Source organism: Nocardia mangyaensis, assembly GCF_001886715.1.
Classification (GTDB): Bacteria; Actinomycetota; Actinomycetes; order Mycobacteriales; family Mycobacteriaceae; genus Nocardia; species Nocardia mangyaensis.
Genome location: NZ_CP018082.1, coordinates 5,155,564 through 5,181,046, shown reverse-complemented (window position 1 = coordinate 5,181,046; position 25,483 = coordinate 5,155,564). Strand labels below are relative to the sequence as shown.

Genomic DNA, 25,483 nt, shown 5'->3' with positions numbered 1-25,483 from the left:
GGTCACATTTCGGTAACTGTGCTTGCTCTGATGATACTCACGTTGCAAGAGTGAACCACTGGGTTTGATGTTACCAATGGGAAGGGAGGGGTGCTCCGTCCCGGGGCACCGACCGAACATGCAGCCAAACATCATCAAGGCCGGTCTCTGCTCCACTGTCTCCGCTGCGGTCGTCGTGTCGCTGTCCGGGCTGGCGCCCGTGAACGCACACGCGGCGCCGGATCCGGCTACCGGCGACAAACTCGCAGGCAGAACAATCTTTCTCGACCCCGGGCATCAGGGCCCGGCGCATTCGGAGAACCTCGCCCGCCAGGTCGACAACGGCCGCGGCGGCACCAAGGACTGCCAGACCACCGGCACGACTTCGCTCAACGGCATCCCCGAACACACCATCAACTGGGAAGTCGCCCAGCTGGTCAAGGCGTCGCTGCAGGCACTCGGTGCCCAGGTGGTACTGAGCCGCACCGACGACGCGGGCTGGGGCGGGTGCGTCGACGATCGTGCCCGCGCCGCCAATGAGTCGGGCGCCGCGGTCGCGGTGAGCATCCACGCCGACAGCGCCCCCGGCGACCAGCGGGGATTTCACCTGATCGTCCCGCAGTTGCCCATCCCCGACGCCGCTGCCGATCGCGCCCAGTCCGGCCCCGGGCGCACCGCCTCCGCCGCCGTCCGCGACGCCTACCTGGCCGCCGGATTCCCCGCCGCCACGTACGCGGGCGTCAGCGGCGGTCTGCAGACCCGCGCCGATATCGCCGGGCCCGCGCTGACGCAGGTCCCCCTGGTCTTCGTGGAGATGGGCAATGCCGCCAATCCCGCGGACGCGGCCCTGCTCGAATCTCGAGAGGGTCAGCTCGAGCACGCCATCGCCATCGTCACCGGCGTCGCCGGGTACCTGCTGAACACACCCGTCGCGGCCGCGATCCCGGCCGCCGAGCCCGCGCCGGCCGAGGGCGCGTCGGCTCCCGCCGATCCGGCCCCCGCCGCCGAGGCTCCGGTCGATCGAGCTCCCGCCGAGTCGGCCCCGGTGGACGAAGCCCCGGCCGACGCGGCTCCCGTCGAGCAGGCGCCGGCCGAGGGAACCCCGACCGACCAGGCCCCGGCCGAGGAGAATTCGACCCAGCCCGACGAACCTCCCGCCGAGGACCCGCCCCCGGCCGAATCGGAACCCGGCACCTCGACGGCACCGGCATCGCTGGCCGCGGGCCGGATCTCCGCCGCGATCCCGACCGGATCCAGCGGAGATTCTTCGCAGGCCGAAGGAACGGAACCGTCGACCGGTTCGAGCATCCAGATTCCGCCAGGGGCGGATCGTAGCCCCTCGACGGGCTCGAGCATCGAATCCGAACCTGCGACGGGCAACTCGGGCAGCGAGATCGAAATACCTGCCGCGAAAACAGCTTTCGGCCCGGTTGTGGCACCCGCAACCGGTTCGAGCGACCAGGCGGCACCAGCCGACGAAACGGCTCCGCCGAGTGGTTCGAGCGACGAGGCACCCTCCACCGAACCCGCGCCCGCTGACCCGAATCAGCCGCCGACCGAGTCCGACCCGGAATCCGCCGCAACCACCCCGGCATCCTCGGTGCTCGGCCGGATTCCGACCGCTGTCCCTCCGCCCAGTCCGCCGACCAGCCCGAACGAGCAGGACCGGCCCGCTGAGGATTCGAGTCGCCCCGGCACGGATTCGGGTCAGTCCGCCACCGCTGTGCCGACCACCTCTCACGGGGTGGTGACACCGCCCGCGAGCGACCCCACTGATCCCGCATCGGAACCGACCGCCACCACACCGGAAGCGGCACCCGCCGCAGCCCCGCCGCCACTCCCGAACGGTACGAGTGACCAGGCACCCCAGGCCGACGGGGCAGGCACGAGCGAATCCGCCCCACAGAACGGAACCGCCGCCCCCGACTCCGCTCTCGGACCTCTCCTGCCGAGCGGATCGAGTGACGGAGTCTCGCCCACCGACGAACCGACCCAGTCGGACCCCGCACCCGGTCGGCCCGCAACCGAACCCCAGGAGCCGGAGGCTCCCAACGGGCAGCCCGCCGCCGCACTGGCGTTCGCCCCCCGCGTGCTCCCGGTCCGCGCCCCCGCGCCGGCCCCGATCCCCGTCGCCCCGGCCCGCACCGCAGCCCCCGACGCACCCTCCGCGCCCTCCAACACCACGCCGAGGACGCGCGGCACCACGCCGAAGGCCGAACCCGCCCCGGAAGAGGCAGCCCCGGACCTGAGCTCACTCGGCGGCCCGATCACCACCGTCCTCGACCTGCTGATGCCACTGGCCAGGGCACTCGGCATGGACAACACCGCGATCACCAGCCAGCTGATCAACCTCGCCTACACCCTGGTCGGCCTGGTCTTCGGCCCGACGAAGTAGGACCGCGGCGCTTCGCCGTCGATGGTGACCAGCCAGATGTCGGTGACGCCGGCCGGTGCGCCGAGTCGGCGATTCGATCAGCACCGCAACACTGGTCGGCACCGGGCAACCAGTCGGATCGCGCGGGTGGGTGCTCGGGGGTGTCTGCGCGGCGGCTGGCACCATGGGTTCGGTGATTCCTGTGGTGATCGTTGCTGGGTTTCTCGGGTCGGGGAAGACGACCCTGCTCAACTATTTGTTGCGCAACAATCGGGGGACCCGGATCGGGGTGGTGGTCAACGACTTCGGGGCGGTGAACATCGACGCGATGCTGGTGGCGGGGCAGGTCGACGCGATGGTGTCGCTGGGGAACGGGTGCGTGTGCTGTGCGGTGGACGCCTCCGAGCTCGACGATCTGTTCGGGCGGTTGGCGCAACCGCGCAGCGCGGTGGATGTGATCGTGGTGGAGGCCAGCGGGCTGGCCGAGCCACGGAATCTGATCAGGATGGTGGTGGCCAATCCGAACCCGCGGATCGGATACGGCGGGTTGGTCGAGGTGGTCGATGCCGAACAGTTCGGTGCGGCGAGCGAGCGGCACCCGGAGTTGGTGACGCATCTGCGGCTGGCGGATCTGGTGCTGGTGAACAAGGCGGATCGGGTCGCACCCGAAGCGCTCGCCGCCCTCCGCGCGCAGGTCGCCGGATGGGTCGGCCAGGTCCCGGTCTACGCGACGACGCACGGCCGGGTAGATCCCGGCCTGCTGTTCGACGAGCACGCGCCCGAGGAACCGAAGGTGGCCCAGCAGCTGAGTTTCGACTCCCTGCTCGACGAACACGACCACGATCACGACGACCCCGAGCACCGGCACCTGCACGACGAGTACGTCTCGGTCTCGTTCACCAGCGAACGCCCCCTCGACCCGCGCGCCCTGGTCGCGTTCCTGGAAGACCCGCCACCGGGGGTGTTCCGCGCCAAGGGCTGCGTGGCGTTCGCGGTACCCGGAGAACGTCGCAAGTTCGAGGTGCACCTGGTCGGCAGGCATGTGGTGTTCACCCCGGGCACCTGGGCTCGCGGCGAACAGCGGGTGACGAACCTGGTCCTGATCGGGTCGGGTCTGAACACCGACGACGCACGGAAACGATTGGCCGACACCGTGTTCGACGGCGATTCACCGCTGGACGAACAGGCTATGCTCGGCATCTGGCGCTACACCCCGACCGTCGACTGACCCCCGACCCGGACAGCTGATCACCAGGCTGTGGTGGCCTCGCCCACTCGACCGATACCTGCACCAGAGCCTGGTGATCGCTGGTCCAGTGCGGTTAGCCGCAGGCGTTGACCCATTCGGAGAGTCCGTCGGCGAAGAGTTGGCGTTTCCAGATCGGCACCTCGTGCTTGATCCGCTCGACGAGCTCGGCACAGACGGTGAACGCCTCGCCTCGGTGGGGAGCGGCGACTGCTACCACAATGGCGAGGTCGCCGATGCTCAGCGAGCCGATCCGATGCGTCGCCGCGACCGGCAGCCCACTGCCGGTGGACACTTCGGCGCACACCTGGCGCAGGAACCGCTCGGCTTGCGGATGCGCGGAGTACTCCAGTGCCGAAACCGCTTGCCCGCCATCGTGGTTGCGCACCTTCCCGGTGAACACCACGACCGCGCCGAATTCCGGTCCGTCGACCGCCTTCTCGACCGCGATGGGGTCTAGATCGTGCTCGAGGATCGCCGTCAGGCGGACCGCCCCGTCCTCAGTCATGGGCGCCCCCTCCGGCTACTTGCGCGAGCAGATGATCCAGCAGCGGTTCCAGAACCGCGATCCCGTCCTTCACCCCGCCGGGCGAACCGGGCAGGTTGACCACCACGGTACCGCCGACCAGCCCCGCGACACCACGGCTGAGCGCGGCCAAGGGAAACTTCGCGGTGCCCCGCTGCCGGATCGCGTCGGCGACACCGGGCAGTTCCCGGTCGAGCACGGCGCGCGTCGCTTCTGGGGTGGCATCGGTGGGGGAGGCGCCGGTGCCGCCGGTGGTGACGATGAAGGAGGGCGCACCGTCGAGCGCATCGCACAACCCGGCCGCGATGTCGGCATCGGCGTAGACGAGCGGCCCGCGCACCGAGAACCCCTGCGCGGTGAGCCATTCGGCGAGAACAGGGCCGGTCGTGTCGGTGCGCGTTCCCGCCGCGGTACCGGTCGAGGCGACGACAACCACGGCGGTCCGCGACGAGACCGCGCGCCTGGAGCTGTCGGTGACGACCGGCGACGGCTCTGCGCGCTCGGCGCTGTCCGTAACCACCGCCGCTGATGCTGTGTGCTCGACTGCGGCATCTATCGCCGCTGTTCGTGGCGATTCCACCGACACCGTCTCCCGATGTCCGGCAGCACCGGCCGTCTCCGTGCGCCCAGCCGCAGCGTCGACCGGTGCCCAACGACTCAGCGCCTCGCTACCCGCAGTCTCGGATGCCACCCGCGCCTCGGGCCGCATCCAATGCCCATGCTTGCCACCCTCTTTGGTCAGCAACCGCACCCCGTTGAGCACCGCCGCCGGATCGACCGCCTTCACCATGTCGTGCAGCGTGAGCCCCGCCACGGCGACAGCGGTGAGCGCCTCCATCTCGACCCCGGTCGGTCCGGTGGTCTTGGCCGAGGCCTGGATGGTGATCGAGGTGTCGGTGAACCCGAACTCGACCTTCACCGACGACAACGCCAGCTGATGGCACAGCGGGATCAGCTCCGAAGTTCGCTTGGCCCCGGCGATTCCGGCCAGCCGCGCCGTGGACAGCACATCCGCCTTGGGCATGCCGTCGGCGCGCACCAGTGCGACAACCTCGGCCGTGGTGGTCAATTCCCCTGCGGCGACGGCGATCCGAGTGGTGTCGGCCTTGGCACTCACATCGACCATGCGCGCGCGACCCTCGCGGTCGACGTGGGACAACTCGCTCATAGCGACAAGATTCGCACAGGGGAACCGGCGGGCAGCGTGGTGACCTCGGCGGGCACGTCGACGAGTGCGTCGGCCCAGGCCATGCCCGCGATGAGATGAGAGCCCGGTCCCGAGATCACTTCCACTCCATTCTCGGTCATCAGACCGCGCAGGTATTGGCGTCGCCCGGCGGGTGAGCGCACGGGGGTCAACAGGGTCACCTCGCGGGTCTCCGGCGCGGGCAGCCCGCCCAGCGCACGCACGACGGGCCGCGCGAACACGGCATAGGACACCATCGTGCTCACCGGATTTCCGGGGAAACTCAGCACCGGAACGCCGTCGACCACCGTGTATCCCTGCGGTCCGCCCGGCTGCACGGCGACCGGCCCGAAGGTCCCGCCCAGCGGCGCCAGCACATCCTTGACAACCTCGAAATCGCCCTTGGACACCCCGCCCGAGGTGAAGACCACATCGGCGGCGGCGACCGCGGCGCGCAGCACGGCGGTGAACCGCGCGGGATCGTCGGTGCTGTGCGCGACCTCGACCACCTCGACGCCGTCGGCCCGCAACGCCGCGGCCAGCGCGATCCCGTTCGAGTTGTAGATCTGCCCCGGCGCGAGCGCACTGCCCGCGGGCCGCAGTTCGTCACCGGTGGTGACGCACACCGCCCGCAGCCGGGTCAGCACCGGCACGGTGGGCAGCCCGACGGCGGCGAGCGCCGCGATGTGCCGGGGCGCGAGCACGGTGCCCGCCCGGGCGACCAGCTCGCCGGTGCGCACATCGGTGCCGGCCTCGCGCACGAACTCGCCCCGACCACGACCGCGCTCGACCACGATCCGGTCCGCGCCCACCTGCACATCCTCGACCGGGATCACGCAGTCGGCGCCGGGCGGCACCGGCGCGCCGGTCATCACCTTCATCGCCGACCCGGCGTCCAGCGCTGACGTCCCCGCATCGCCCGCCGCGATCACCCCGGCCACCGGCAGCTGCGCCGGGGTGACGGCCACATCGGCGGCCCGCACGGCGTAGCCGTCCATCGCCGAGTTGCGAAAGACCGGTAGATCGGTGGGTGAGACCACATCGGTGGCGAGGACCCGGCCGAGCGCGGCCGGGACCGGCGCCTGCTCGTCGGGGCGCTCGAACAGGTGGGCCAGCAGCGCGGCGACGGTGTCGCGGTACTCGTCGACGCTGCGCGCCGACGCGGTGGCGGGCCGGGGAGTCATGCTGTCAGCCTAATCGCCGCCGGACCGGTGGGTTCGGCCCGCGTCGCTCACCGCGGGGGGTTGCTCGCGGTGAGCCCGACGAGTTCGTGACCATTCGGCCCGCCGCACGGATCCGGCGGGGTCCGACAGGTCATACTGGAGAAATGACGCTGGTCGATATGGGGATTCCCGCTGTGCGATCGGAGCTGCCGTCCCTGCACGGCAGACCCGAGACGCCGCTCCTCGTCGACCGGTTCGGCCGGATCGCACGCGACCTGCGCGTTTCCATCACCGAGAAGTGCTCGCTGCGCTGTACCTACTGTATGCCCGAGGAGGGGCTGCCGCCGATCCCGCGCGAGGAGTTGCTCACCGCCGACGAGATCGTGCGCCTGGTCTCGCTGGCCGTCACCGAACTCGGGGTGCGTGAGGTGCGGTTCACCGGCGGTGAGCCGTTGATGCGCCGGGAACTGGAGCAGATCGTCGCCGGCTGTCACGCGGCGGTGCCAGGGACACCGCTGGCGATGACGACCAACGGCGTCGGCCTCGAACACCGCGCCGCCGCGCTGGTCAAGGCGGGATTGTCGAGGGTGAATGTCTCCCTCGACACCGTCGACCAGGCCGATTTCGCCCGCCTCACCCGCCGCGACCGCCTCGAGTCGGTACTCAACGGCATCCGCGCCGCCCGCGATGCCGGTCTCACCCCGGTGAAGGTCAACGCCGTGCTCATGCGGCAGAACCTGGCCGGTGCGCCGGACCTGCTCGCCTGGTGCCTGGCCGAGGGCTGCGAACTGCGCTTCATCGAGGAAATGCCGCTCGACGCCGACCACGAGTGGGCGCGCGAGCACATGGTGACCGCCGCCGACCTCCTGGACGTGCTCGGTGAACGCTTCACCCTCACCCCCGCCGGTCGCGTCGACCCCTCGGCACCCGCCGAGAAGTGGCTCGTCGACGGCGGCCCCGCCACCGTCGGCATCATCGCGACGGTCACCCGCAAGTTCTGCGACAGCTGCGACCGCACCCGGCTCACCGCCGATGGCATGCTGCGCTCGTGCCTGTTCAGCGACCAGGAGTTCGACGTGCGTACCGCGCTGCGGGCAGGCGCCGACGACGCCGAGGTCGCCGAGCTGTGGCGCGGCGCGATGTGGCAGAAATGGGCCGGGCACGGTATCGATGCCGCCGGTTTCGTCCCCCCGGAACGCACGATGGGAGCCATCGGTGGTTGAGGTCCGCTATTTCGCCGCCATCGCCGACGCGGTCGGCAAGAACACCGAATCACTCGAACTACCCGACGGCGCCACCGTCGCCGACCTGCGCGCCACCCTTGCCGCCACCTACGGCTCCGAGGTCGACGGCCTGGTCGGGGTGTGCGCCTTCCTCATCGGTGACGAACTCACCCGCGACCCGTCAGCCATGCTCCGCGACCGCGTCGACGTGTTGCCCCCGTTCGCGGGTGGCTGAGCAGGTGGTGCAGAGCAAGGCCCCCGAAGTCCGCGACGCCTTCGCCGACCGCCTCGCGAGCCACGACATGGGCAAGGGCTGCCTGCGCTTCCGTACGGGCGCGGACTTCGACCTAGTCCGAGACCTGTTGCGCGCCAACGCATCTGGTGAGGCGCCGTGATCTGCTAGCGGGTTGTCGGCTCCAGGTAGGACAGCAGCAGCTTGATCAGCAGCACCGGCGTGAACCACAGCACCGCTTCGGGCGCGGGCAACAGCGTGAGGCCGAGCACGGCGATCGCGAACCCCGCCGGGCGCCCCACCCGCAGCACGAGCACGGCACCGGCCAGCGCGAGGACGTAGATCCCGAGCGCTGTGGCCCAGGTGAAACCGGGGACGACCAGGGCCATGATGAACGGCTGGACGTGGAGCGCCACGAAGGCGAGATGATGGCGGGCCGTCCGGTTCGGGCCGTGGAACTTGCGGGTGGCTGCCGAGGTCGCGTTGACGACAGCACCACCGAACAGATCGAAGGCGATCACCGTGACGATGGCCAGCGTCCACCACGGCCACCCTTCGTCGACCGCGAGTGCCCAGGCCAATACCCCGCCCGCCACCGCCGTGCCGTAGCAGAGCACCCGGTCCGGCACGGTCGTGCCCGGCGCGATCAGTACGTTGTGAATCGCGCTCATCGCAGACCCTCCACACAGACCTCGACGATCGGGTCGGCGAGCTCGAGCAGCGAGATCTGCGGATCCAGCAGCCACTGCACCAGGCATCCCTCGATCGCGCCGATGATCACCGTGGCCGTGCGGTCCGGGTCGAGGCCGGGCCGGAGCTCGGCCTCGCGAAGCAGGGCGCCGATGCGCGCGCGGTAGTCGCGATAGACGCCCGAGATGTCGAGGGGGGTCGACCAGAGATCCAGCTGGATCCGGGCCAGATCGGCGTCCTCGGCGAGCATGGTCACCGTGGCGCGGATCAGCGTGGCGAGCCGATCCAGCGGCTCGGCGCTGTCGTCGGCCGCGGCGAGGGTGTCGGTGACTCTGGCGGCGTGCGCGTCGAACGCCGCCTCGAGCAGGGCGTCGCGGCTGTCGAAATACAGGTAGACACTGCCTTTGGCGATACCGGCCTCGGCGGCGACGTCATCGATGCGCGCGGCCGCGAAACCTTTGCGCGCGAACACCCGCACGGCAGCGGCGAGGATCTCCTGCCGACGCGCGGCCTTGTCGACTATCTTTGGGCTCACCCCATCATTATGACTGACCAGTCAGTCATAATGCAATGGCTCAGCGCCACCAGGTGTCGAGGGGGGTGACCGGCACGGTGCGCTTGTGCCGGGTGTTGGTGAAGATCGTCTCGATGCGCGAGGCGACCTCGTCGGTGACGTCCTTGCCCTCGAGGTAGTCGTCGATCTCGCTGTAGCGCAGACCCAGGGCGTCTTCGTCGGCCAGGGCGGGGCGATCGTCTTCGAGGTCGGCGGTGGGGACCTTGGACCAGATGCTCGACGGCGCGCCCAGTTCCTGCAGCAGCGCCGCGCCCTGCCGTTTGGTGAGGCCGGTGAGGGGCGTGAGGTCGACGCCGCCGTCGCCGAACTTGGTGAAGAATCCGGTCACCGCCTCGGCGGCATGATCGGTGCCGACCACCAGCAGGCTCTCCTGCCCGGCGAGCGCGTACTGGGCGACCATCCGCTCGCGCGCCTTGATGTTGCCGCGCACGAAATCGCGCAACCGTTCGTGATCGAGTGCGCCGGCGACCTCGGCGGCCACCGCGTCGGCGCTGGGCCGGACGTTCACCACGACCGCGCGATCGGGGTCGACGAAGTTCAGCGCGATCTGCGCGTCGTGTTCGTCGGCCTGCATGCCGTAGGGCAGGCGCACCGCGAGGAACTTCGCCTCGACACCGTCAGCGCGCAACTCCTCGACGGCGAGCTGGCACAGCCGACCGGCCAGCGCGCTGTCCTGGCCACCGCTGATGCCGAGCGCGAAGCCCTTGGCCGGTGTGGTCGCCAGGTAGTCCTTGAGGAAGTCGACGCGGCGGCGGACCTCCTGCTTCGGCTCTATCTCGGGCAGCACGCCCAATTCGGTGATGATCTGTTCACGCAGTGTCCCCATGCCGTCTCACTCTACGTGCGCGGCACCGGAAACGACTCGGCGAACAAGCCATTCCCAGTTGTCGCCGATCTGCGCGCGGGTGTAGCCGCTCACCGCGAGCTGGTGGGTGATCAACGCTGCCGACAGGGTCGCCAGCAGGGTGTCGGCGACCAGCGGCAACTCGCCGGCCACGCCCGCCTCGCGCAACAACAACACCACGTGCGCCCGGTGCAGTGAATATGGTCCGTCGCCGAAACGGCCGCCGTTCTCCTCGGCGGCCCGGTGTAAGTCCCCCTCGACCTCGATGTCGAGCAGCCGGGTCCGCCCGAAGGCGATCAATCGCTCGACCGGGCTCGCATCGGGACCCATCGGACCTGGCCCGAACATGAACGCCGCCTGGAACTTCTGCTCGGAGTGGTCGAGCAGAGCGAGCATGAGCCCGGTGCGGTTGCCGAACCGGCGGAAGACGGTGCCCTTGCCCACGCCCGCGCGTTTGGCGAGCGCGTCCATCGTCAGCCCGGCGACACCGTGCTCACGCACCAACTGCTGGGCCGCGTCGAGCAGCAGCGCGCGATTGCGCGCGGCATCGGCGCGCTCGACGGGTTCGGCACTGCCGGGCGTCGGTGGTCCGATCCGCAGCATGGGCGGTTCGTCGGACCTGGGTGTGGTGTAGCTCACGCCGCTCACACGTCCTCCGCGGGAAGTAATCGGACCGGGGTCCGGTTATTGTCGGATGAAACTTTGCAACAGTCCATTGAGTACACCAGGAGTTGTCATGAGCGAGACCCGCATCCTCACTCTCGTCGGAAGCCTGCGCGCGGGCTCGATCAATCGGCAGCTGGCCGAGGCCGCGGTGCAGACCGCGCCCGACGGCGTCGACATCAGCATCTACGAGGGTCTCGCCGAGATCCCGTTCTACAACGAGGACCTCGACGTCGCGGGTTCGGTGCCCGCGCAGGCCGAGTCGCTGCGCGCCGCTGTCGCCGCGGCCGACGCGGTCCTGCTGCTCACTCCCGAGTACAACGGCACCCTGCCTGCCGTGCTCAAGAACGTCATCGACTGGGCTTCGCGTCCCTATGGCACCGGTGCGATCAAGGGTAAGCCGGTCGCCGTGGTGAGTGCGTCGATCAGCCCGAACGCCGCCGCGTGGGCGCACGGCGACACCGTCAAGTCGGTCGGCATCGCCGGTGGCGTCGTCGTCGAGGCCGCCACCGCGCAGTTCGCCACCATCGGCGAGCGCTTCGGTCAGACCCACCCCGCCCAGGACGCCGAGGCGCTGACTCAGCTCGGTGCGACCGTGCATCAGCTCGTCGCCGCCGTCGAGAGCGCGCGGGTGAACGCGTAAGCTGTCGTTCGGCTCCAAAAGGGGCGTCGCATCCGGTAGGGACGCGACGCCCCTTTCGCGTGTCCGAGGAGTTTGCTGAAGACTCGCCGGGATGCGAAATCGTGATCTGGGACACTGTTTCGCCTGCTTGCCGATCGGGTGTACTGGGACTTACGACGTCGGAATTACATCTGTGCGACTCGCAACACCTTGTGTTGTTCACATCTGTCGGACACTAGGTGTAGTGTCTTCGGTACTGGAACACGGTGTGAAGCCACCACTGATCGGGCCCAAGGGAAGGGGTTACGAGCAGGGCTTTCTTCGCCAGATCCAGGAGTTTGCGCAGCATCACCGTTCGTGCACTTGCATACGGATCACAGGCTGTGGATCAGGCACTGCGGTGTGAGCTCGGAGGCCGGAGGCGGAAGCCTGCGTCACCACGGAGGGCTCGCGAACGCCGCGAACAGGCTCAGGAGAGGGAGAACCTAGATGACCATCACCGTGTACACCAAGCCCGCTTGCGTCCAGTGCAATGCCACCTACAAGGCGCTCGACAAGGTCGGGGTGGACTACGAGATCATCGACATCTCCGAGAACGCCGAGGCGCGCGATTACGTCATGGCGCTCGGCTACCTGCAGGCTCCGGTCGTCGTCGCGGGCGAGGATCACTGGTCGGGCTTCCGTCCCGACCGCATCAAGTCGCTCGCCGTCGCGGCCGCTTAGGACTTCGCGCCGAAGGAGGCTCCCATGCCCGAGCGGACGACTCCGGGCGGGCTGGTCTACTTCTCCAGCGCTTCGGAGAACACTCATCGTTTCGTCGAGAAGCTGGGTCTCCCGGCCACTCGACTACCACTGCACACCGCTGAATCGCTGCGCGTCGACGAACCCTACGTGCTGATCACCCCCACCTACGGGGGTGGTCGGCACGTGATGGGTGGACAACGGTCCGACAAGGACCTCGTACCGCGGCAGGTCGCCAAGTTCCTCAACGACCCGCACAACCGCGCCCTGCTGCGCGGGGTGATCGCGGCCGGAAACACGAACTTCGGCGATACCTATTGCGCCGCAGGCGACATCATCTCGCGCAAGAGCGGGGTGCCGTACCTGTATCGCTTCGAACTCATGGGAACCGCTGAGGACGTCGCGCGCGTCCGAGAGGGATTGGGATTGTTTTGGCAACAGCAACCACAGCACCGGCAGGCAAGTCAGCCCGTCTAGAGCAGGCCGCCACGCGTGCCGACGCGGGCGAGGTTCTGGACTACCACGCTCTCAACGCGATGCTGAACCTGTACGGCCCCGACGGCGAGATCCAGTTCGACAAGGACCGCGAGGCCGCGCACCAGTACTTCCTGCAGCACGTCAACCAGAACACCGTCTTCTTCCACAACCTGGACGAGAAGCTGGACTACCTGGTCAAGGAGAACTACTACGAGACCGAGGTGCTCGATCAGTACGATCGCGCCTTCGTCAAGCAGCTGTTCCAGCAGGCCTACGCCAAGAAGTTCCGGTTCCCCACCTTCCTCGGCGCGTTCAAGTACTACACCTCTTACACGCTCAAGACCTTCGACGGCAAGCGCTACCTGGAGCGCTTCGAGGATCGCGTCTGCATGGTCGCGCTCACCCTCGCCGCGGGCGACGAGGTGCTCGCGGGCAAGCTGGTCGACGAGATCATCGACGGCCGTTTCCAGCCCGCCACCCCCACCTTCCTCAACTCCGGCAAGAAGCAGCGCGGCGAGCCGGTGTCGTGCTTCCCCGCAGGTACTCCCGTGGACACGATCGACGGCCAGCGGGCTATCGAGACGTTGCTGCCGGGTGACAAGGTACTTTCGCACGACGGGTCTTACCGTGTGGTGGAAGCTATGATCGAGAATCCGAATACCGAAGCGCTGGTGTCGATTTCGCACTTCGGTCACAAAGAGCCGATTCGCTGTACGCCCGAGCATCCGATCCTGGTGTGGACGTCGAGGGATGTCGAAACGTTGATCGACGGTGACGGGGCAGACCCGTTCAACGGCTTTGTGTGGTTGGCCGCCAAGGACGTGCAACCGTCCGACTTCGTCGTGACCACCGCACCGCTCGGTGAGCGCGACCGGCGCACGTTCGACCTCATGGAGTATGTCGGCGCAGGCGTCTACGAAGAGGTCGATGGCGCGATCCGCAAGGTGAATGTCGATGCCAAGCATCGCAACAAGCAGCGGCACAGCCAGCGCTTCGTCTCGGTCAACCGTTACGTCGAGGAGTCCTACGAACTGGGTTTGGTTCTCGGTTGGTATGTCGCCGAGGGGTATGTGTCCAAACGGTCGGGCGTCGAGGGCGTTCAGCCGAACGGCGTCCACTTCACGCTCGGAGCACACGAGGCCGAATATCACGTCGAGCTCGGTATGGCATTCAAGCAGGTGTTCGGCGCGGATCTTTCCCTGCACACCAATCACTCGGATCACTCGACGAAGATGGTGTGCAACAGCAAGGTCGTTGCGTCGCTGCTGATGTCCCTGGCAGGAACCGGCTACGGGGAAAAGCGGCTCAACCACGATGTTCTGACCGCGAACGAGGACTTCCAGCGCGGGCTGCTCGCCGGGTTGTTCCGTGGGGACGGCTGCAGCACCACCGGTGGGATGGTGCTCGACCTGGTCAATCCTGAACTCATCGACCAGGTGCAGCTGATGCTGCGCCGCCTGAGCATCGTGTCGACCGTTCGCCAGTACGTCAATCAAGCGGGCAACACGACCGGTCAGGTCTTCATCCCAGGTCTCCCCGGCAACAACGAAGAATTCATCTTCGACATCGGTAAGAACCTGCACAATTACGTCGGGCGTAAGGGTACGAAGCGCGCGACCTACCAGGTTGTGCACGGTCGCCATGTCTACGGTGTTCGTGCGATCACGTGCACGACCGAAGCGCCGGAGAAGGTGTACAACCTCCATGTCGAGGGCACACACACCTATTCGATCCGCGGCACGGTTGTGCACAATTGCTTCCTGTTGCGCATCGAGGACAACATGGAGTCGATCGGGCGCTCGATCAACTCCGCGCTGCAGCTGTCCAAGCGTGGCGGCGGTGTCGCGTTGCTGCTGAGCAACATTCGTGAGCACGGCGCGCCGATCAAGAAGATCGAGAACCAGAGCTCGGGTGTCATCCCGATCATGAAGCTGCTCGAGGACTCCTTCTCCTACGCCAACCAGTTGGGTGCGCGTCAAGGCGCCGGTGCGGTGTACCTGCACGCGCACCACCCCGACATCTACCGCTTCCTCGACACCAAGCGCGAGAACGCGGACGAGAAGATCCGGATCAAGACGCTGTCGCTGGGTGTGGTGATCCCCGACATCACCTTCGAGCTGGCGAAGAAGAACGAGGACATGTACCTGTTCTCGCCGTACGACGTCGAGCGCATCTACGGCAAGCCGTTCGCCGATATCGACGTCACCGAGAAGTACTACGAGATGGTCGACGACAAGCGCATCCGCAAGTCCAAGATCAAGGCGCGTGAGTTCTTCCAGACCATCGCCGAGCTGCAGTTCGAGTCGGGCTACCCCTACATCATGTTCGAAGATACGGTCAACAGAGCTAATCCCATCGCAGGCAAGATCACCCACTCGAACCTGTGCTCGGAGATCCTGCAGGTCTCGACCCCCTCGGAGTTCAACGACGATCTGTCCTACTCCAAGGTCGGCAAGGACATCTCGTGCAACCTGGGTTCGCTCAACATCGCCAAGGCGATGGATTCGCCGGACTTCGGTCAGACCATCGAGACCTCGATCCGTGCGCTGACCGCGGTCTCGGACCAGACCCACATCTACTCGGTGCCCTCGATCGAGCAGGGCAACAACGAGTCCCACGCCATCGGCCTCGGGCAGATGAATCTGCACGGCTACCTGGCGCGGGAGCGGGTCCACTACGGCTCCGAAGAGGGTGTTGACTTCACCAACATCTACTTCTACACCGTGGTCTACCACGCGATCCGGGCCTCGAACCTGATCGCCAAGGAGCGCGGCAGCGCCTTCGGTGGCTTCGCCGACTCCAAGTATGCCTCCGGCGAGTACTTCGACAAGTACACCGATCAAGTGTGGGAACCCAAGACCGCCAGGGTCGCCCAGCTGTTCGCCGACGCGGGCGTGCACATCCCCACCCAGGACGATTGGCGCGTGCTCGAGGCGTCGGTCCGGGAGTACGGCATCTACAACCAGAACCTGCAGGCCGTCCCGCCGACCGGTTCGATCTCCTACATCAACCACTCCACCAGCTCGATCCACCCGGTGGCGTCGAAGATCGAGATCCGCAAGGAAGGCAAGATCGGCCGCGTCTACTACCCGGCCCCCTACCTCGACAACGACAACCTCGAGTACTACGACGACGCCTACGAAATCGGCTACGAGAAGATCATCGACACCTACGCGGCGGCCACCCAGCACGTCGACCAGGGTTTGTCGCTGACCTTGTTCTTCAAGGACACCGCCTCCACTCGCGACCTCAACAAGGCCCAGATCTACGCGTGGCGCAAGGGCATCAAGACGCTCTACTACATCCGCCTGCGACAGATGGCTCTCGAAGGGACCGAGGTGGAGGGCTGCGTCAGCTGCATGTTGTAAGCGTTTGACGGACGCGGGCGGCCTCGAATCGGGGCCGCCCGCGTCCGTCTGCCGATCAGGGGTTGCGGAGCGGGGCGCCGACGTTGTGCAGGTGCCTGAGTGCCTCTCGGTACGAGGCGATCAGCCCGGTTTCGTGGTAGGGCACGCCGATTTCGGTGCAGTAGTCGCGGACGATCATTTGGGCGTGGCGCAGGTTCGGGGTCGGCATGCTCGGGAACAGATGGTGTTCGATCTGATAGTTGAGGCCGCCCAGGGCGAGACCGGTCAGCGCGCCACCGCGCACGTTGCGGGAGGTCAGTACCTGGCGTCGCAGGTAGTCGGGGCGGTCGTTGCCGGTCAAGGTCGGCATGCCCTTGTGGTTCGGGGCGAAGATGCAGCCCATGTAGAGGCCGAAGAGGCCCTGGTGGACGGCGAAGAACGCCAGCGCCTTGTCGGCGGGCAGTACCGCGAACAGCGCGGTCAGGTAGAGGGCGAAGTGACCCAACAGCAGGGCGCCCTCCCATCCGCGGTGTTTGACCGACCGATTTCGGAGCGCGCGAACGCCTGCCACGTGGAGGTTGAGACCCTCCAGCAACAGCAGGGGGAAGAACAGGAACGCCTGCGCCCGGCCGATGAGGCGCGGTAGACCTCGGCTGGACCGTGCCTGCCGCTGGGACCAGACCAGAACGTCGGGCGCGACATCGGGATCGAGTTCCTCGTGGTTCGGATTGGCGTGGTGGCGGGTGTGCTTGTCCTGCCACCAGCCGTAGCCGAGGCCGATGCCGGCGTTGCCGACGATTCGCCCCACCAGCTCCGTCGGCTGCCGCAACCGGAACACTTGACGGTGCGCGACATCGTGCATGACCAGCGCGATCTGTGCGAAGGTCACCGCCATGAACGCCGCGACCAGCAGCGTCCACCACGAATCACCGAGGAGCACGAACGCCGCCCAGCCCGCTACGAACGCGAGCCCGACGAGTCCGAGCCGGGCGGCATAGTAGACGGGACGCCGCGTCATCAGCCCGGCGTCGGAGATCCGGCGTAGCAGACGGGCGTAGTCACCCTCGGCGCCACGCTGCGACACCCGTCGAGATGATCCGGGGGCCAGGTCAGATGTGGTCATGACTCGACGCTATCGGCGGAATTCTCGATGCCGGTAACCCTCTGGTATGGCAGGGAATCAGACGTCGGTGTGGTATCCGACCACTCCGCGGCGGCCGAGGTGGCCACGGTCCACCGCCGACTTCAGTCGACGCTGCCGAAGACATCGAAGCAGCACAGGCCGCCTCGGAACCACTGGCCGACCAACTGCCCGGTCGAGGGGTAGGTGCCGTCCACGTGGCGCAGCTCGAGCCCGAACGAGCACTTGCCGACCGTGGTGCGGGTGAGTCGTTGGATGAGGGTCCGGTGCAGGAAGGACGCACCCAGCCACGCCACGATGCCGTAGAGGACGGCGGTCGGACCGGACGCGATGGACCAGGCGGTGGCACCGATCGCGGCGTGCAGCGTCATGTCGATGAGGAACGCCGCGATCACCCCGGTCTCGTCGCCGTCGGAAGTGCTTCCGGTGAGCGGAAACTCGTTCGCCGCACGCTGGGGCCGTACTGCAGTGGTCATACGGGTCAGCGTGGTGAACGCCGCTTAACAGACACCAAGTGACGACCTTGCTGCCCTGCTTGATCGCTCGTGTCACCACCGCAGTGGCGTCGGTAGGCGTTGACTGCTCAATTCGCCACCGGGAGTGTGGATTCTGGAACGACCTCGTCGACCTTGGCCCGGTCCGCTTCGCATTCGCTCTCGATCTGCTCGGCCATGCGCCAGATCTCCGGCCCCGCCAGTGCGGGGAACGCCGAGCTGAGCAGGACGGCGGTGGTGAAACGGTCGCGGGTGCCGCGGTCGAGGATCACCGCGGACATGCGCAGTGCCTCGGCGCGCGCGGCCGTGGTGGAGATCCGTTCGGCGAACTTGTCGGCCCGGATGCTGGCGCTGCGGGACTGCCAGAACAGCAGACCGCTGGCCGCGCCGGGGAGGATGCCCGCGGCCGCGGCGGCGACGCCTTGCGGATCGCTCGCGCTGCCGACGAACAGGCCGAACATGACCACGCCGATCGCGATGACACCGCACAGCAGGCTGGCCACCGTGGTCCATCGCTGCTGCTGCAGTGCCGCGGCATGGTTCCTGACATCGAGGCTGGAACGTTCCCGTGCGATGGACTCGAGCCAGTCCAGTCGGGCCTCGCCGGTCTGCGTCCTGGCCTCGACGGTGAGGGCAGCACCCTCGCTGTGGTCGCCGGCCACCGCGATGGCCTCGTTCAGCTGCTCGACCTGTCGCGCCGCGCCACGGGCATCGAAGAGCTGCAGCACCGCCGCGTAGATCGCGCCGACCGTGGTCGAACCTGCCGCGAGGAGCAGCACCGCGGTGTCGGCGAGAGTGTCGATCACCAGAATTCCCCCTTCCGAATCTGTCGAGATCGCCGGTCCGGGTGGCGATCCGACAGATTCGGGGTCGAGGCTACCGGGTCGCGGATTCCTCGGGAAACGGCATGCTCCGTCCGTAGCGCGTTGTCCGGGAACCGAGTTCGGACGACGTGGTCAGCCCGCCGAGCCGGTGGGCAGCCGGGGGAAGCCCGAGGACGATCCGGTGCCACCCGACGATGATCCGCCGTCACCACCGGACGGTAGGTCGGCGCCCGGCGAGCCAGGGCGGTGGATCCGGACAGTCACCGGATCGGTGCCGTCGGCTTCCACCGTGACGATGCGGGCGCCAGGCGCCGAGGTGACCGCGCCGCCGGTGATCCGTACCTCGTAGCCCTCGGGATAGGCGAGGTCGGAGACGTAGATCTTGGTGGGTGCCGAGGTCGGTCGCGGGTGGTAGCGGTAGGCGAAGTCCCCGTTGCCGGAATCGAAGATCATGCGGTCCGGAGTGCCCGCCGTGGCCTGGGGATAGGTGCGGACGAGTTCCCTGCCGAGTTCGCCGCGGAACGGATCGCCGTCGCTCGCGCTGTAATGCCAGTAGTGCCAGCCGATGAAGCGTTCGTCGGCGCGGGTGACGGTGTTGCGCAGCACCGTCGGGTCGCCGTCCCCGAATTCGGTGACCATGGTGGGAATGTCGGTGCGCTCGGTGAACGAGTCGATGTTCGACCATGTCTTGTCCTGCTGCACCGGGCACAGGGCGCGCAGTTCCTCGGGCAGGCCCAGGTAGATGGCGAGCTGGCTGGGGATGCAGTAGTCGTGTGGGGAGAACACGATATTGGGGCTGGTGATCGGCGGGTTCTTGCCGAGGTGGCTCGGCATGGTCTCGTTCCAGGTGACATTGGGTTCCCAGAACACCGGTACCGCGGAATTGCGCGAGTGCACGGCATCGGTCAGTTGCTGCAGTGCGCGTTGATATTTCGCGTCGAAGTCCGGGCAGCCGTTGGGGAAGCAGGTGAGAAATGGTGTGCCGGGCCACGGTTCGTTGAGCAGTTCGATGCCGAGCACGCTCGCGCGCCCGTTCATCCGCTCGGCCAGCGCCGCCAGCGCGACCCCGAGATGATCGAGTACGCCATAGGTGTTGTTCCAGACCTCGTCCCAGCCCTTGTTCATGCTGGGCATCAGGTAGTACAGCGGGAACCCGGGATTCGGCTCGTCGGCCGCCGGTCGCGCCCGGATCGCCCACTCCGGAAAGCCGTTGCCGCCCCAGATCTTCGACAACCCGTCCTGATGGTTGTCCAGCAGCGTGTAGATCCCGTGCGCCGCCAAGGTGTCGACCACGTTGGCGAGCCGATCCAGATACGCGGTGTCGACCACGCCCTCGGTCGGCATCAACCCGTCGAACGACACCCCGAGCCGCACGGTGTTGAACCCGTGCCGCGCCAACAACGCCGCCGACGCATCGGTCAGCGTCAAGCCGTCTCCGGGCTGTACATACGGCGGCGACTTGTCGACATTGTTCACCCCGTGCAACAGCACGGTCCGCCCGAACCCGTCGACGATCTCGGCCCCCTGCGTCCGCAACGGACTCAACCCGCCCCCGGGTTCGGCCACCACCGGCCCGCCTCCGGCGGCGACCACGCCCGTGACCAGGGAGATCACCGCCAACCATCGCGCAGTGATCCGCCGCCCACTGACTGCGCGCACTCGTCGCGCATCGGTCAACATCATTCGTATCCCTCGATCCCCAGCAGGACGTCCGTTGAACTGAACGTCCGTCCAAGTCTGTTGGCGAGAGAACATAGCCGGAGCAACGCGGTGTGGTCAAGGCCACAGCAATTCGAAATCGCTACCGGGAGAGTGCAACTGGCCGCGGCGGAGAGGTTCAGGCGGTGAGGGCGGGGATCACCTCGCGTTCGAAGAGTTCGATGCCGGAGGTGTCGTAGGCGGCTTCGGGGAAGTTGAGTACGGCGTAGGCGAGGCCGAGATCCCTGACGGTGGTGAGGCGTTCGATGATCTGTTCGGGGGTGCCGGTGGTGGCGCTGTTGGTGAACTGGTCGTGGACGTGGACCTTGGCTTCGTCGGCGCCGAGGAAGGGCGTGAGGCGTTCGACGATAGCCGAGAGGCGTTCCTGGACTTCGGATTCGGTGCTGCCGACGATGGCGTTGAAGTTGGCGCTGCGGGTGATCGCGTCGAAGTCGGTACCGACGTCGACGGTGTGTCGGCGCAGGATCTCCGACTTACGGGCGAACTCCTCGGGGTCGCCGCTGAAATTGGTGTAGTCGGCGTACTTCGCGGCGATACGCAGCGTCTTCTTCTCGCCACCGCCCGCGACCCAGATCGGAATCCCGTGCTCCTGCAACGGACGTGGGTGCACGATGGCGTCGTCGACCTGGTAGTACTCGCCATCGAGGGTGGCGCGGCCGGTCCGCCAGGCCTGGCGCAAGATCTGCACGCCCTCGTCGAGGCGGCCCAGCCGCTCACCCGCGGACGGGAAGCCGTAACCGTAAGCGCGCCACTCGTGTTCGTACCAGCCGCCGCCGATGCCCATCTCGACTCGTCCGCCCGAGATCAGGTCGACGGTGGCGGCCACCTTGGCCAGGTAGGCGGGGTTGCGGTAGCTCATGGCCGTACACATCTGGCCGAGCCGCACGCGCGAGGTGGTCGCCGCGAACGCCGACATCAGCGTCCATGCCTCGTGGGTCGCCTCGTCGGTGGGAACGGGCGTGGTGTGGAAGTGGTCGTAGACCCAGATCGACTCCCACTCGGGCGTGCTGTCGAAGCGCTGGGCGAGCTCCCGCATCACCGCCCAGTGGTCGGCCGGTTCGATACCGACCAGATCGAGTCGCCAGCCCTGGGGGATGAAGATGCCGAAGCGCACAGGTTTCTCCTCGGTGTTGTCCTGAACGGTGTTGTCCTGAACCGATGTCGCGGCGCGACTCACCGCGGGTGTCGGGTCCACTGTCGCACTGTCGGCCGCCCGGGCAGCTGTGGTGCGCGCGTCGGGCCTGATCCTGGACCGGCCGGTGTGCGCCGATACTCACCCATGGCTCACGCGCTCGGGTCGCCGTAGGAGGCGGCGATGTCCTGGGAACTCGGCCAGCGACTGTAGGTCGGTGATTGCGGCCAGCCTTCGGGGCTGTCCTGCCATTCCTCTTGGCGGCCGTAGGGGAGGGCATCGACGAGGCCGAAGGTGTAGGAGAGCTGCTCGGTGCCGCGACCGTCGGTGTGCCAGCTGCGGTAGACGGTGTCGCCGTCGCGCAGGAAGGTGTTCACCGCGAAGTTCCCGCCCGGTGCCGCGCCCATGTCGGCGCCGAAGGGGCTCTCGGCGGTCGAATACCAGGTCATCGTGTTGCCGACGCGGCGCTTGTAGGCCAAGGCCTCGTCGATCGGGCCCTGGGTGACGATGACGAATCGCGCGTCGTAGGCGTCGAGGAAGTCCAGGCGTGCGTATTGGGCGGTGAGCCCGGTGCAGCCGGGGCACTGCCAGGTGTTACCCGGGGTCCACATGTGGTGGTAGGTGATCAGCTGGGAGTGTCCGTCGAAGACCTCGGCGAGCGAAACCTCGGTCCCGTCTTCGGCTTTCAGTGTGTAGTCGGGCAGGCGGACCGCGGGCAGGGCGCGTCGCTGCGCGGCGACGGCGTCGAGTTCGCGGGTCGCCGCCTTCTCTCTGATCCGGAGCCGGTCCAACTCGGCCTGCCAGGTGTCCTGATCGACGATGCTCGGCAGTGCGGTCATGATGCCACCCTTCGATGTGTACGGCGTGCACATTTGATATGTTCACAGCGTATACTTCGCGGGAAGGGGGTTCAAGGGTTGGCCTATCACCACGGTGACCTCGCTGCGGCACTGGTCGAATCCGGGCTCGAACTCACCAGGTCCGGCGGCCCCGACGCGCTGACGATCCGCGAGGTCACCCGCCGTGTCGGCGTCACGCCGAACGCCGCCTACCGGCACTTTCCCGACCGGCAGGCACTGCTGCGGGCGGTCTCGGCCGCGATCGAGGTGCGGATGGCGACGGGCATGGCGGCCGACCGCGGCCTGGCCACCCCGCGCCAGCGCCTGCGTGCCGTCGGTCTCGGCTATCTCGCGTTCGCGCTGGCCGAACCGGGTTGGTTCGCGACCGCCTTCTTCGGTGCGGGGGACACCTCACCGGAATCGGTGCTCGACTCACCCGCCTACCTCGCGCTCGCCGACGCGCTCGACCTGATGGTCCACATCGGCGACCTGGCGCCCTCGGCCCGCACCGGCGCGACCTGGAGTTGCTGGTCCACCGTGCACGGCTTCGCCGAGCTGGCCCTGCGCGGACCGCTGCGTCACGTCGACCGCGCCGAGCTGTGGGTCCTGGCCGAACAGGCCGTCGACACCGTCATCGCGGGGTTGCCGCCGGTGGGGTGACTGTGACCAGTGGTACGCACGGGTCGAGATGAAATGCCTGGCCTCCGCGTGTACTGTTCTGGGTCGAGTGTGTGCCCGAACGGGTACTCCAACGATCTGTATCGGCGACAGCCTGCAGCGACGACGAGGAGGTGGTGTTGCCATGTGCAACGAACCCCCCAGTCGAAGGCCGCGCGGCGTCGCCCCTTCGTCCTCGCACTGAGTCCCGGCCGGTTTCGGCCCGGTGGTGCGTGATGGTCGTGGCGCGGTGACGCCCGCGGTGTACATCGCCGTCTCCCCAACCACTCGTCGCATTCCTGCAGCCCGGCCGTAGGTATGCCGCACGCGCGCCAGAGGACTGTCCCATGTCGCAGATCGATCTTGTCGAAGCCCGTCACGTACCCGCTGATTCCGCTGTGCCGGAATCGAATTCGCCGCGCAACGCCGACATCGAGGACCACTCGGTGACCGAGGCGCTGGCGATCCTGTCGGATTCGGTGCGTGACATCGTCGAGACCCACCGGGTCGACGGCGCGATGGACTGGCTCGACAACCGCCCACCGCACGTCATCGCCGACGCGCTGGCCCGCATGGACGCCGTGCAGGCCGGCGTGGTGTTCCGGCTGCTCGACAAGGATCGGGCGATCGCGGTGTTCGAGGAACTCGAGCCCGTGGACCAGCAGCAGATCCTGCAGGGCCTGCGCGAGAAGAGCTTTCGCGATCTGGTCGAGGCAATGGACCCCGACGACCGCGCCCGCATGCTGCACGAGGCGCCCGCCAAGGTCGCCAAGAAGGTGCTCGCCGGGCTGAGCCCGCGCGAACGCCGGATGACCGCCGCCCTGCTCGGCTACCCGGAGGGCTCGGTCGGGCAGTACATGACCCCGGAGGTCGTCGCGCTGCCGGGCAATCTGACCGTGGCCCAGGCGCTGGCGTGGGTGCGGGTCAAGGGCGGCACCGCCGAGACCGTGTACACGCTGCCCGTCGTCGACCGCGGCCGCAGGCTCACCGGCATCGTCGAGTTGCGCGAACTGGTGCTGCACGCGCCCGAGGCGATGGTGTCCGAACTCGTCGTCACCGAACCGCCGTTCGCGCGGGCCACCGACTCCGCGGAGAAGGCCGCCCGGTTGATGAGTTCGACCAACGACATCAACCTGGTCGTCGTCGACAGCGAGGACCGGGTGGTCGGTCTGCTCACCATCGACGACGCGATGGAGGTGCTCGAGGCCGCCGACAGCGAGGACGTCGCCAAGCAGGCCGGTTCGGCGCCGTGGGAGGGCCACTACATGGCCACCAAGGTGTTCCAGCTGGCGCGCTACCGGGCGCTGTGGCTGATGCTGCTGCTGTTCGCCGCCACGCTGACCGTCAGCGTCACCGACATGTTCTCCACGACGCTCGAGCAGGCCGCGAGCCTCGCCCTGTTCATTCCGCTGCTGATCGGGGCGGGCGGGAACGCGGGCGCCCAGGCCGCGACGGCGTGCGTGCGCGCGCTGGCCGTCGGCGAAGTGCGGGTCTCGGATCTGTTCAAGGTGATCTGGCGGGAATGCCGGGTCGGGCTGGTGCTCGGCACCATGCTGGCCGCCGCCGGGCTGCTCATCGGCACGGTGTTCGTCGGGCCGAAGATCGCGATCGTCGTGGCGATCACGCTGGTCATCATCTGCGGCTGGGCGGCCACCATCGGCGGCACGATGCCGCTGGTGGCCAAGCGGTTCCGCATCGACCCGGCGGTGGTCTCGGCGCCCATGGTGACCACCCTGGTCGACGCGACCGGGCTGATCATCTACTTCACCACCGCGAAGCTGGTGCTGGGGATCTAGCCCTGCGGAAACAGCGTCAGCACCTGGCCCAGCACATCGCGGCCGACATCGTCGGTCACCGAGACCACCTCGACGACCGGGATCCGGGTGCCGAACTGGGTGCTGTCGGCGGGCAACTCGGGTCCGACCGCCGTGGTGAACATCGGGATGCGGCTGTCGTAGATCGAGACCGAGCGGTAGACGGGATGGTCGTCGATCCGCTCTTCGGTGCCGCGAGCACCGAGGTAGTCGGGCACCCGGTACTCGTAGCTGACGGTGACCCGCTCGCCCCGATAGGTGAACAGGCAGGTGGTCAGCCGCTGCTCGCCGGTCTCGGCCGTGCCTTCCAGTCTCTCGCGGACCTCGCACGGGTCGGCGCCGAGCAGCACCGTGGACACGGTGTCGGGCGAGGTGCCCTGCGGCGGCGATTCTCGCCACCGGTCCAGCATGCCGGGCATCAGCCCATCGGCGACATCACACGGGTTCTGCCCCGGCGGGGTCGACAGGCCCAGGTAGAACGCGGCGCCCGAGGGGAAGCGGGCGGTGGCTCCGCACGAGCGCGGCTCGCCGGCATCACGGTCGGGCACCAGGCGCACGCTCGCGTCACCGAACTGCTTGGTGGTGCCGCGTCCCGAGGAGCCGAGCGAGTCGAGCAGGGTGGAGTGCCAGGTCAGGGTGGTGCCTTGGCCGGGCTGGTCGGTGTCGAGAATGGCCCGGCACGAGTCGAGGCCAACGGTCACGCTGTGCACGTGGTCCAGTTCGTCGAGGACGTCGCGGGGGAGCAGGGCGCACACGTCGACCTGGCGGGTGGCCTGGGCGACCATCGCACGCTGTTCCTCGGTGGTGGCAGGCGTCGACCAGAACTCCGGTGGTTGCGCGGGGACCACGGGGGACGGCGGTGGGGGCAGGTCGGCGCGATCAGGGGCGGACGAATCGTCACCGCCGCAACTCACGACGGTCAGCACTGCGAGAGCAGCCAGCGAGAGCGTGCGGTACATCGTCACCCCTGTCCTCG

The 25,483-nt window shown here is 67.8% G+C and carries 25 protein-coding genes and 2 pseudogenes; 13 read left to right on the top strand and 14 right to left on the bottom strand.

What is annotated here, in order from left to right; all coding sequences use genetic code 11:
- The first annotated feature begins 118 nt into the window (after nt 1-118).
- Both BOX37_RS36245 and BOX37_RS23535 read left to right on the top strand, forming a co-directional pair.
- A complete protein-coding gene (locus BOX37_RS36245; RefSeq protein WP_071929537.1) occupies nt 119-2,374 on the top strand; it encodes an N-acetylmuramoyl-L-alanine amidase in 2,256 nt (751 codons plus the stop codon).
- A gap of 163 nt (nt 2,375-2,537) precedes the next feature.
- Nucleotides 2,538-3,581 (top strand): CobW family GTP-binding protein, encoded by a 1,044-nt coding sequence (locus tag BOX37_RS23535; protein WP_071931814.1) that lies wholly within the window; start codon nt 2,538-2,540, stop codon nt 3,579-3,581.
- Nucleotides 3,582-3,675: 94 nt separating this feature from the next.
- Here BOX37_RS23535 and BOX37_RS23530 read toward each other — a convergent pair whose 3' ends face one another.
- Genes BOX37_RS23530 through BOX37_RS23520 form a run of 3 tightly spaced genes read right to left on the bottom strand, consistent with a single transcriptional unit; the run spans nt 3,676 to nt 6,495 of the window.
- A complete protein-coding gene (locus BOX37_RS23530) occupies nt 3,676-4,107 on the bottom strand; it encodes a molybdenum cofactor biosynthesis protein MoaE (RefSeq protein WP_071929536.1) in 432 nt (143 codons plus the stop codon).
- Nucleotides 4,100-5,293, bottom strand: coding sequence for a bifunctional molybdenum cofactor biosynthesis protein MoaC/MoaB (moaCB, locus tag BOX37_RS23525; protein WP_071929535.1), 1,194 nt, complete (start codon nt 5,291-5,293; stop codon nt 4,100-4,102). Before moaCB ends, BOX37_RS23530 begins: the two co-directional genes overlap by 8 nt.
- A complete protein-coding gene (locus tag BOX37_RS23520; protein WP_071929534.1) occupies nt 5,290-6,495 on the bottom strand; it encodes a molybdopterin molybdotransferase MoeA in 1,206 nt (401 codons plus the stop codon). Before BOX37_RS23520 ends, moaCB begins: the two co-directional genes overlap by 4 nt.
- Nucleotides 6,496-6,638: 143 nt before the next feature.
- Between BOX37_RS23520 and moaA the strand changes: the two genes are divergently transcribed.
- From moaA to BOX37_RS34220, 3 genes are read left to right on the top strand one after another with little or no spacing between them, the layout of a single operon-like run.
- Entirely contained in the window at nt 6,639-7,697 is a 1,059-nt protein-coding gene (gene moaA / locus BOX37_RS23515; RefSeq protein ID WP_071929533.1) for a GTP 3',8-cyclase MoaA, read from the top strand.
- Nucleotides 7,690-7,932, top strand: a complete 243-nt coding sequence (locus BOX37_RS23510) for a MoaD/ThiS family protein (RefSeq protein ID WP_071929532.1) — start codon at nt 7,690-7,692, stop codon at nt 7,930-7,932. The genes moaA and BOX37_RS23510 overlap by 8 nt, the downstream gene beginning before the upstream one ends.
- Complete coding sequence (locus BOX37_RS34220; RefSeq protein ID WP_206045704.1) at nt 7,925-8,092, top strand: hypothetical protein; 168 nt, start codon at nt 7,925-7,927, stop codon at nt 8,090-8,092. The genes BOX37_RS23510 and BOX37_RS34220 overlap by 8 nt, the downstream gene beginning before the upstream one ends.
- A gap of 4 nt (nt 8,093-8,096) precedes the next feature.
- On the opposite strand, the gene BOX37_RS23505 is transcribed toward BOX37_RS34220, so the two are convergent.
- From BOX37_RS23505 to BOX37_RS23490, 4 genes are read right to left on the bottom strand one after another with little or no spacing between them, the layout of a single operon-like run.
- Nucleotides 8,097-8,600 carry a hypothetical protein gene (locus BOX37_RS23505; protein ID WP_071929531.1) on the bottom strand — a complete coding sequence of 168 codons (504 nt, stop codon included), beginning with the start codon at nt 8,598-8,600 and terminating at the stop codon, nt 8,097-8,099.
- Complete coding sequence (locus BOX37_RS23500) at nt 8,597-9,154, bottom strand: TetR/AcrR family transcriptional regulator (protein WP_071929530.1); 558 nt, start codon at nt 9,152-9,154, stop codon at nt 8,597-8,599. The genes BOX37_RS23505 and BOX37_RS23500 overlap by 4 nt, the downstream gene beginning before the upstream one ends.
- Nucleotides 9,155-9,194: 40 nt before the next feature.
- Nucleotides 9,195-10,019, bottom strand: a complete 825-nt coding sequence (gene nadE, locus BOX37_RS23495) for an ammonia-dependent NAD(+) synthetase (RefSeq protein ID WP_071929529.1) — start codon at nt 10,017-10,019, stop codon at nt 9,195-9,197.
- Between the two features lie 6 nt (nt 10,020-10,025).
- Nucleotides 10,026-10,640, bottom strand: coding sequence for a TetR/AcrR family transcriptional regulator (locus BOX37_RS23490; protein WP_071931813.1), 615 nt, complete (start codon nt 10,638-10,640; stop codon nt 10,026-10,028).
- Nucleotides 10,641-10,773: 133 nt separating this feature from the next.
- Between BOX37_RS23490 and BOX37_RS23485 the strand changes: the two genes are divergently transcribed.
- The 6 genes and pseudogenes from BOX37_RS23485 to nrdE all read left to right on the top strand — a co-directional run bounded on the left by BOX37_RS23485 (nt 10,774) and on the right by nrdE (nt 15,908).
- Nucleotides 10,774-11,343: an NAD(P)H-dependent oxidoreductase gene (locus BOX37_RS23485; protein ID WP_071929528.1), complete on the top strand. Its 570-nt coding sequence runs from the start codon at nt 10,774-10,776 to the stop codon at nt 11,341-11,343.
- A 468-nt stretch (nt 11,344-11,811) separates the two neighbouring features.
- A complete protein-coding gene (locus BOX37_RS23480; RefSeq protein ID WP_071929527.1) occupies nt 11,812-12,045 on the top strand; it encodes a redoxin NrdH in 234 nt (77 codons plus the stop codon).
- A gap of 24 nt (nt 12,046-12,069) precedes the next feature.
- Nucleotides 12,070-12,540, top strand: coding sequence for a class Ib ribonucleoside-diphosphate reductase assembly flavoprotein NrdI (gene nrdI / locus BOX37_RS23475; RefSeq protein WP_071929526.1), 471 nt, complete (start codon nt 12,070-12,072; stop codon nt 12,538-12,540).
- Nucleotides 12,541-12,575: 35 nt separating this feature from the next.
- Nucleotides 12,576-13,073 (top strand): annotated as a pseudogene (locus BOX37_RS36240) (ribonucleotide reductase N-terminal alpha domain-containing protein); the annotation flags it as partial.
- A pseudogene (locus BOX37_RS36235) lies at nt 13,062-14,039 on the top strand (LAGLIDADG family homing endonuclease); the annotation flags it as partial. The pseudogenes BOX37_RS36240 and BOX37_RS36235, both read left to right, overlap by 12 nt.
- Nucleotides 14,040-14,168: 129 nt before the next feature.
- Nucleotides 14,169-15,908, top strand: a complete 1,740-nt coding sequence (gene nrdE / locus BOX37_RS36230) for a class 1b ribonucleoside-diphosphate reductase subunit alpha (RefSeq protein WP_420811637.1) — start codon at nt 14,169-14,171, stop codon at nt 15,906-15,908.
- A gap of 55 nt (nt 15,909-15,963) precedes the next feature.
- Here the strand turns inward: nrdE and BOX37_RS23465 are convergent, their stop codons facing one another.
- The 6 genes from BOX37_RS23465 to BOX37_RS23440 form a co-directional block, all read right to left on the bottom strand.
- Nucleotides 15,964-17,010, bottom strand: a complete 1,047-nt coding sequence (locus tag BOX37_RS23465) for a fatty acid desaturase family protein (RefSeq protein WP_071929524.1) — start codon at nt 17,008-17,010, stop codon at nt 15,964-15,966.
- A 122-nt stretch (nt 17,011-17,132) separates the two neighbouring features.
- Nucleotides 17,133-17,504 (bottom strand): RDD family protein, encoded by a 372-nt coding sequence (locus tag BOX37_RS23460; RefSeq protein ID WP_071929523.1) that lies wholly within the window; start codon nt 17,502-17,504, stop codon nt 17,133-17,135.
- A gap of 107 nt (nt 17,505-17,611) precedes the next feature.
- On the bottom strand, nt 17,612-18,328 hold the full coding sequence (locus tag BOX37_RS23455) for a TRADD-N-associated membrane domain-containing protein (RefSeq protein ID WP_071929522.1): 717 nt from the start codon (nt 18,326-18,328) through the stop codon (nt 17,612-17,614).
- A 150-nt stretch (nt 18,329-18,478) separates the two neighbouring features.
- Nucleotides 18,479-20,026 (bottom strand): endoglycoceramidase I, encoded by a 1,548-nt coding sequence (locus BOX37_RS23450; RefSeq protein ID WP_071931812.1) that lies wholly within the window; start codon nt 20,024-20,026, stop codon nt 18,479-18,481.
- Between the two features lie 157 nt (nt 20,027-20,183).
- The gene (locus BOX37_RS23445) at nt 20,184-21,179 is read right to left on the bottom strand and encodes an LLM class F420-dependent oxidoreductase (RefSeq protein WP_071931811.1); all 996 of its coding nucleotides are present in this window, start codon (nt 21,177-21,179) and stop codon (nt 20,184-20,186) included.
- A gap of 170 nt (nt 21,180-21,349) precedes the next feature.
- Nucleotides 21,350-22,036 (bottom strand): DUF899 domain-containing protein, encoded by a 687-nt coding sequence (locus tag BOX37_RS23440; protein WP_071929521.1) that lies wholly within the window; start codon nt 22,034-22,036, stop codon nt 21,350-21,352.
- 78 nt (nt 22,037-22,114) lie between these two features.
- Between BOX37_RS23440 and BOX37_RS23435 the strand changes: the two genes are divergently transcribed.
- Nucleotides 22,115-22,696, top strand: coding sequence for a TetR/AcrR family transcriptional regulator (locus tag BOX37_RS23435; protein WP_071929520.1), 582 nt, complete (start codon nt 22,115-22,117; stop codon nt 22,694-22,696).
- A 344-nt stretch (nt 22,697-23,040) separates the two neighbouring features.
- A complete protein-coding gene (gene mgtE / locus BOX37_RS23430; RefSeq protein ID WP_240505026.1) occupies nt 23,041-24,489 on the top strand; it encodes a magnesium transporter in 1,449 nt (482 codons plus the stop codon).
- Here the strand turns inward: mgtE and BOX37_RS23425 are convergent.
- On the bottom strand, nt 24,486-25,466 hold the full coding sequence (locus BOX37_RS23425) for a peptidase (RefSeq protein ID WP_071929519.1): 981 nt from the start codon (nt 25,464-25,466) through the stop codon (nt 24,486-24,488). The genes mgtE and BOX37_RS23425 overlap by 4 nt on opposite strands.
- Nucleotides 25,467-25,483: the final 17 nt, after the last annotated feature.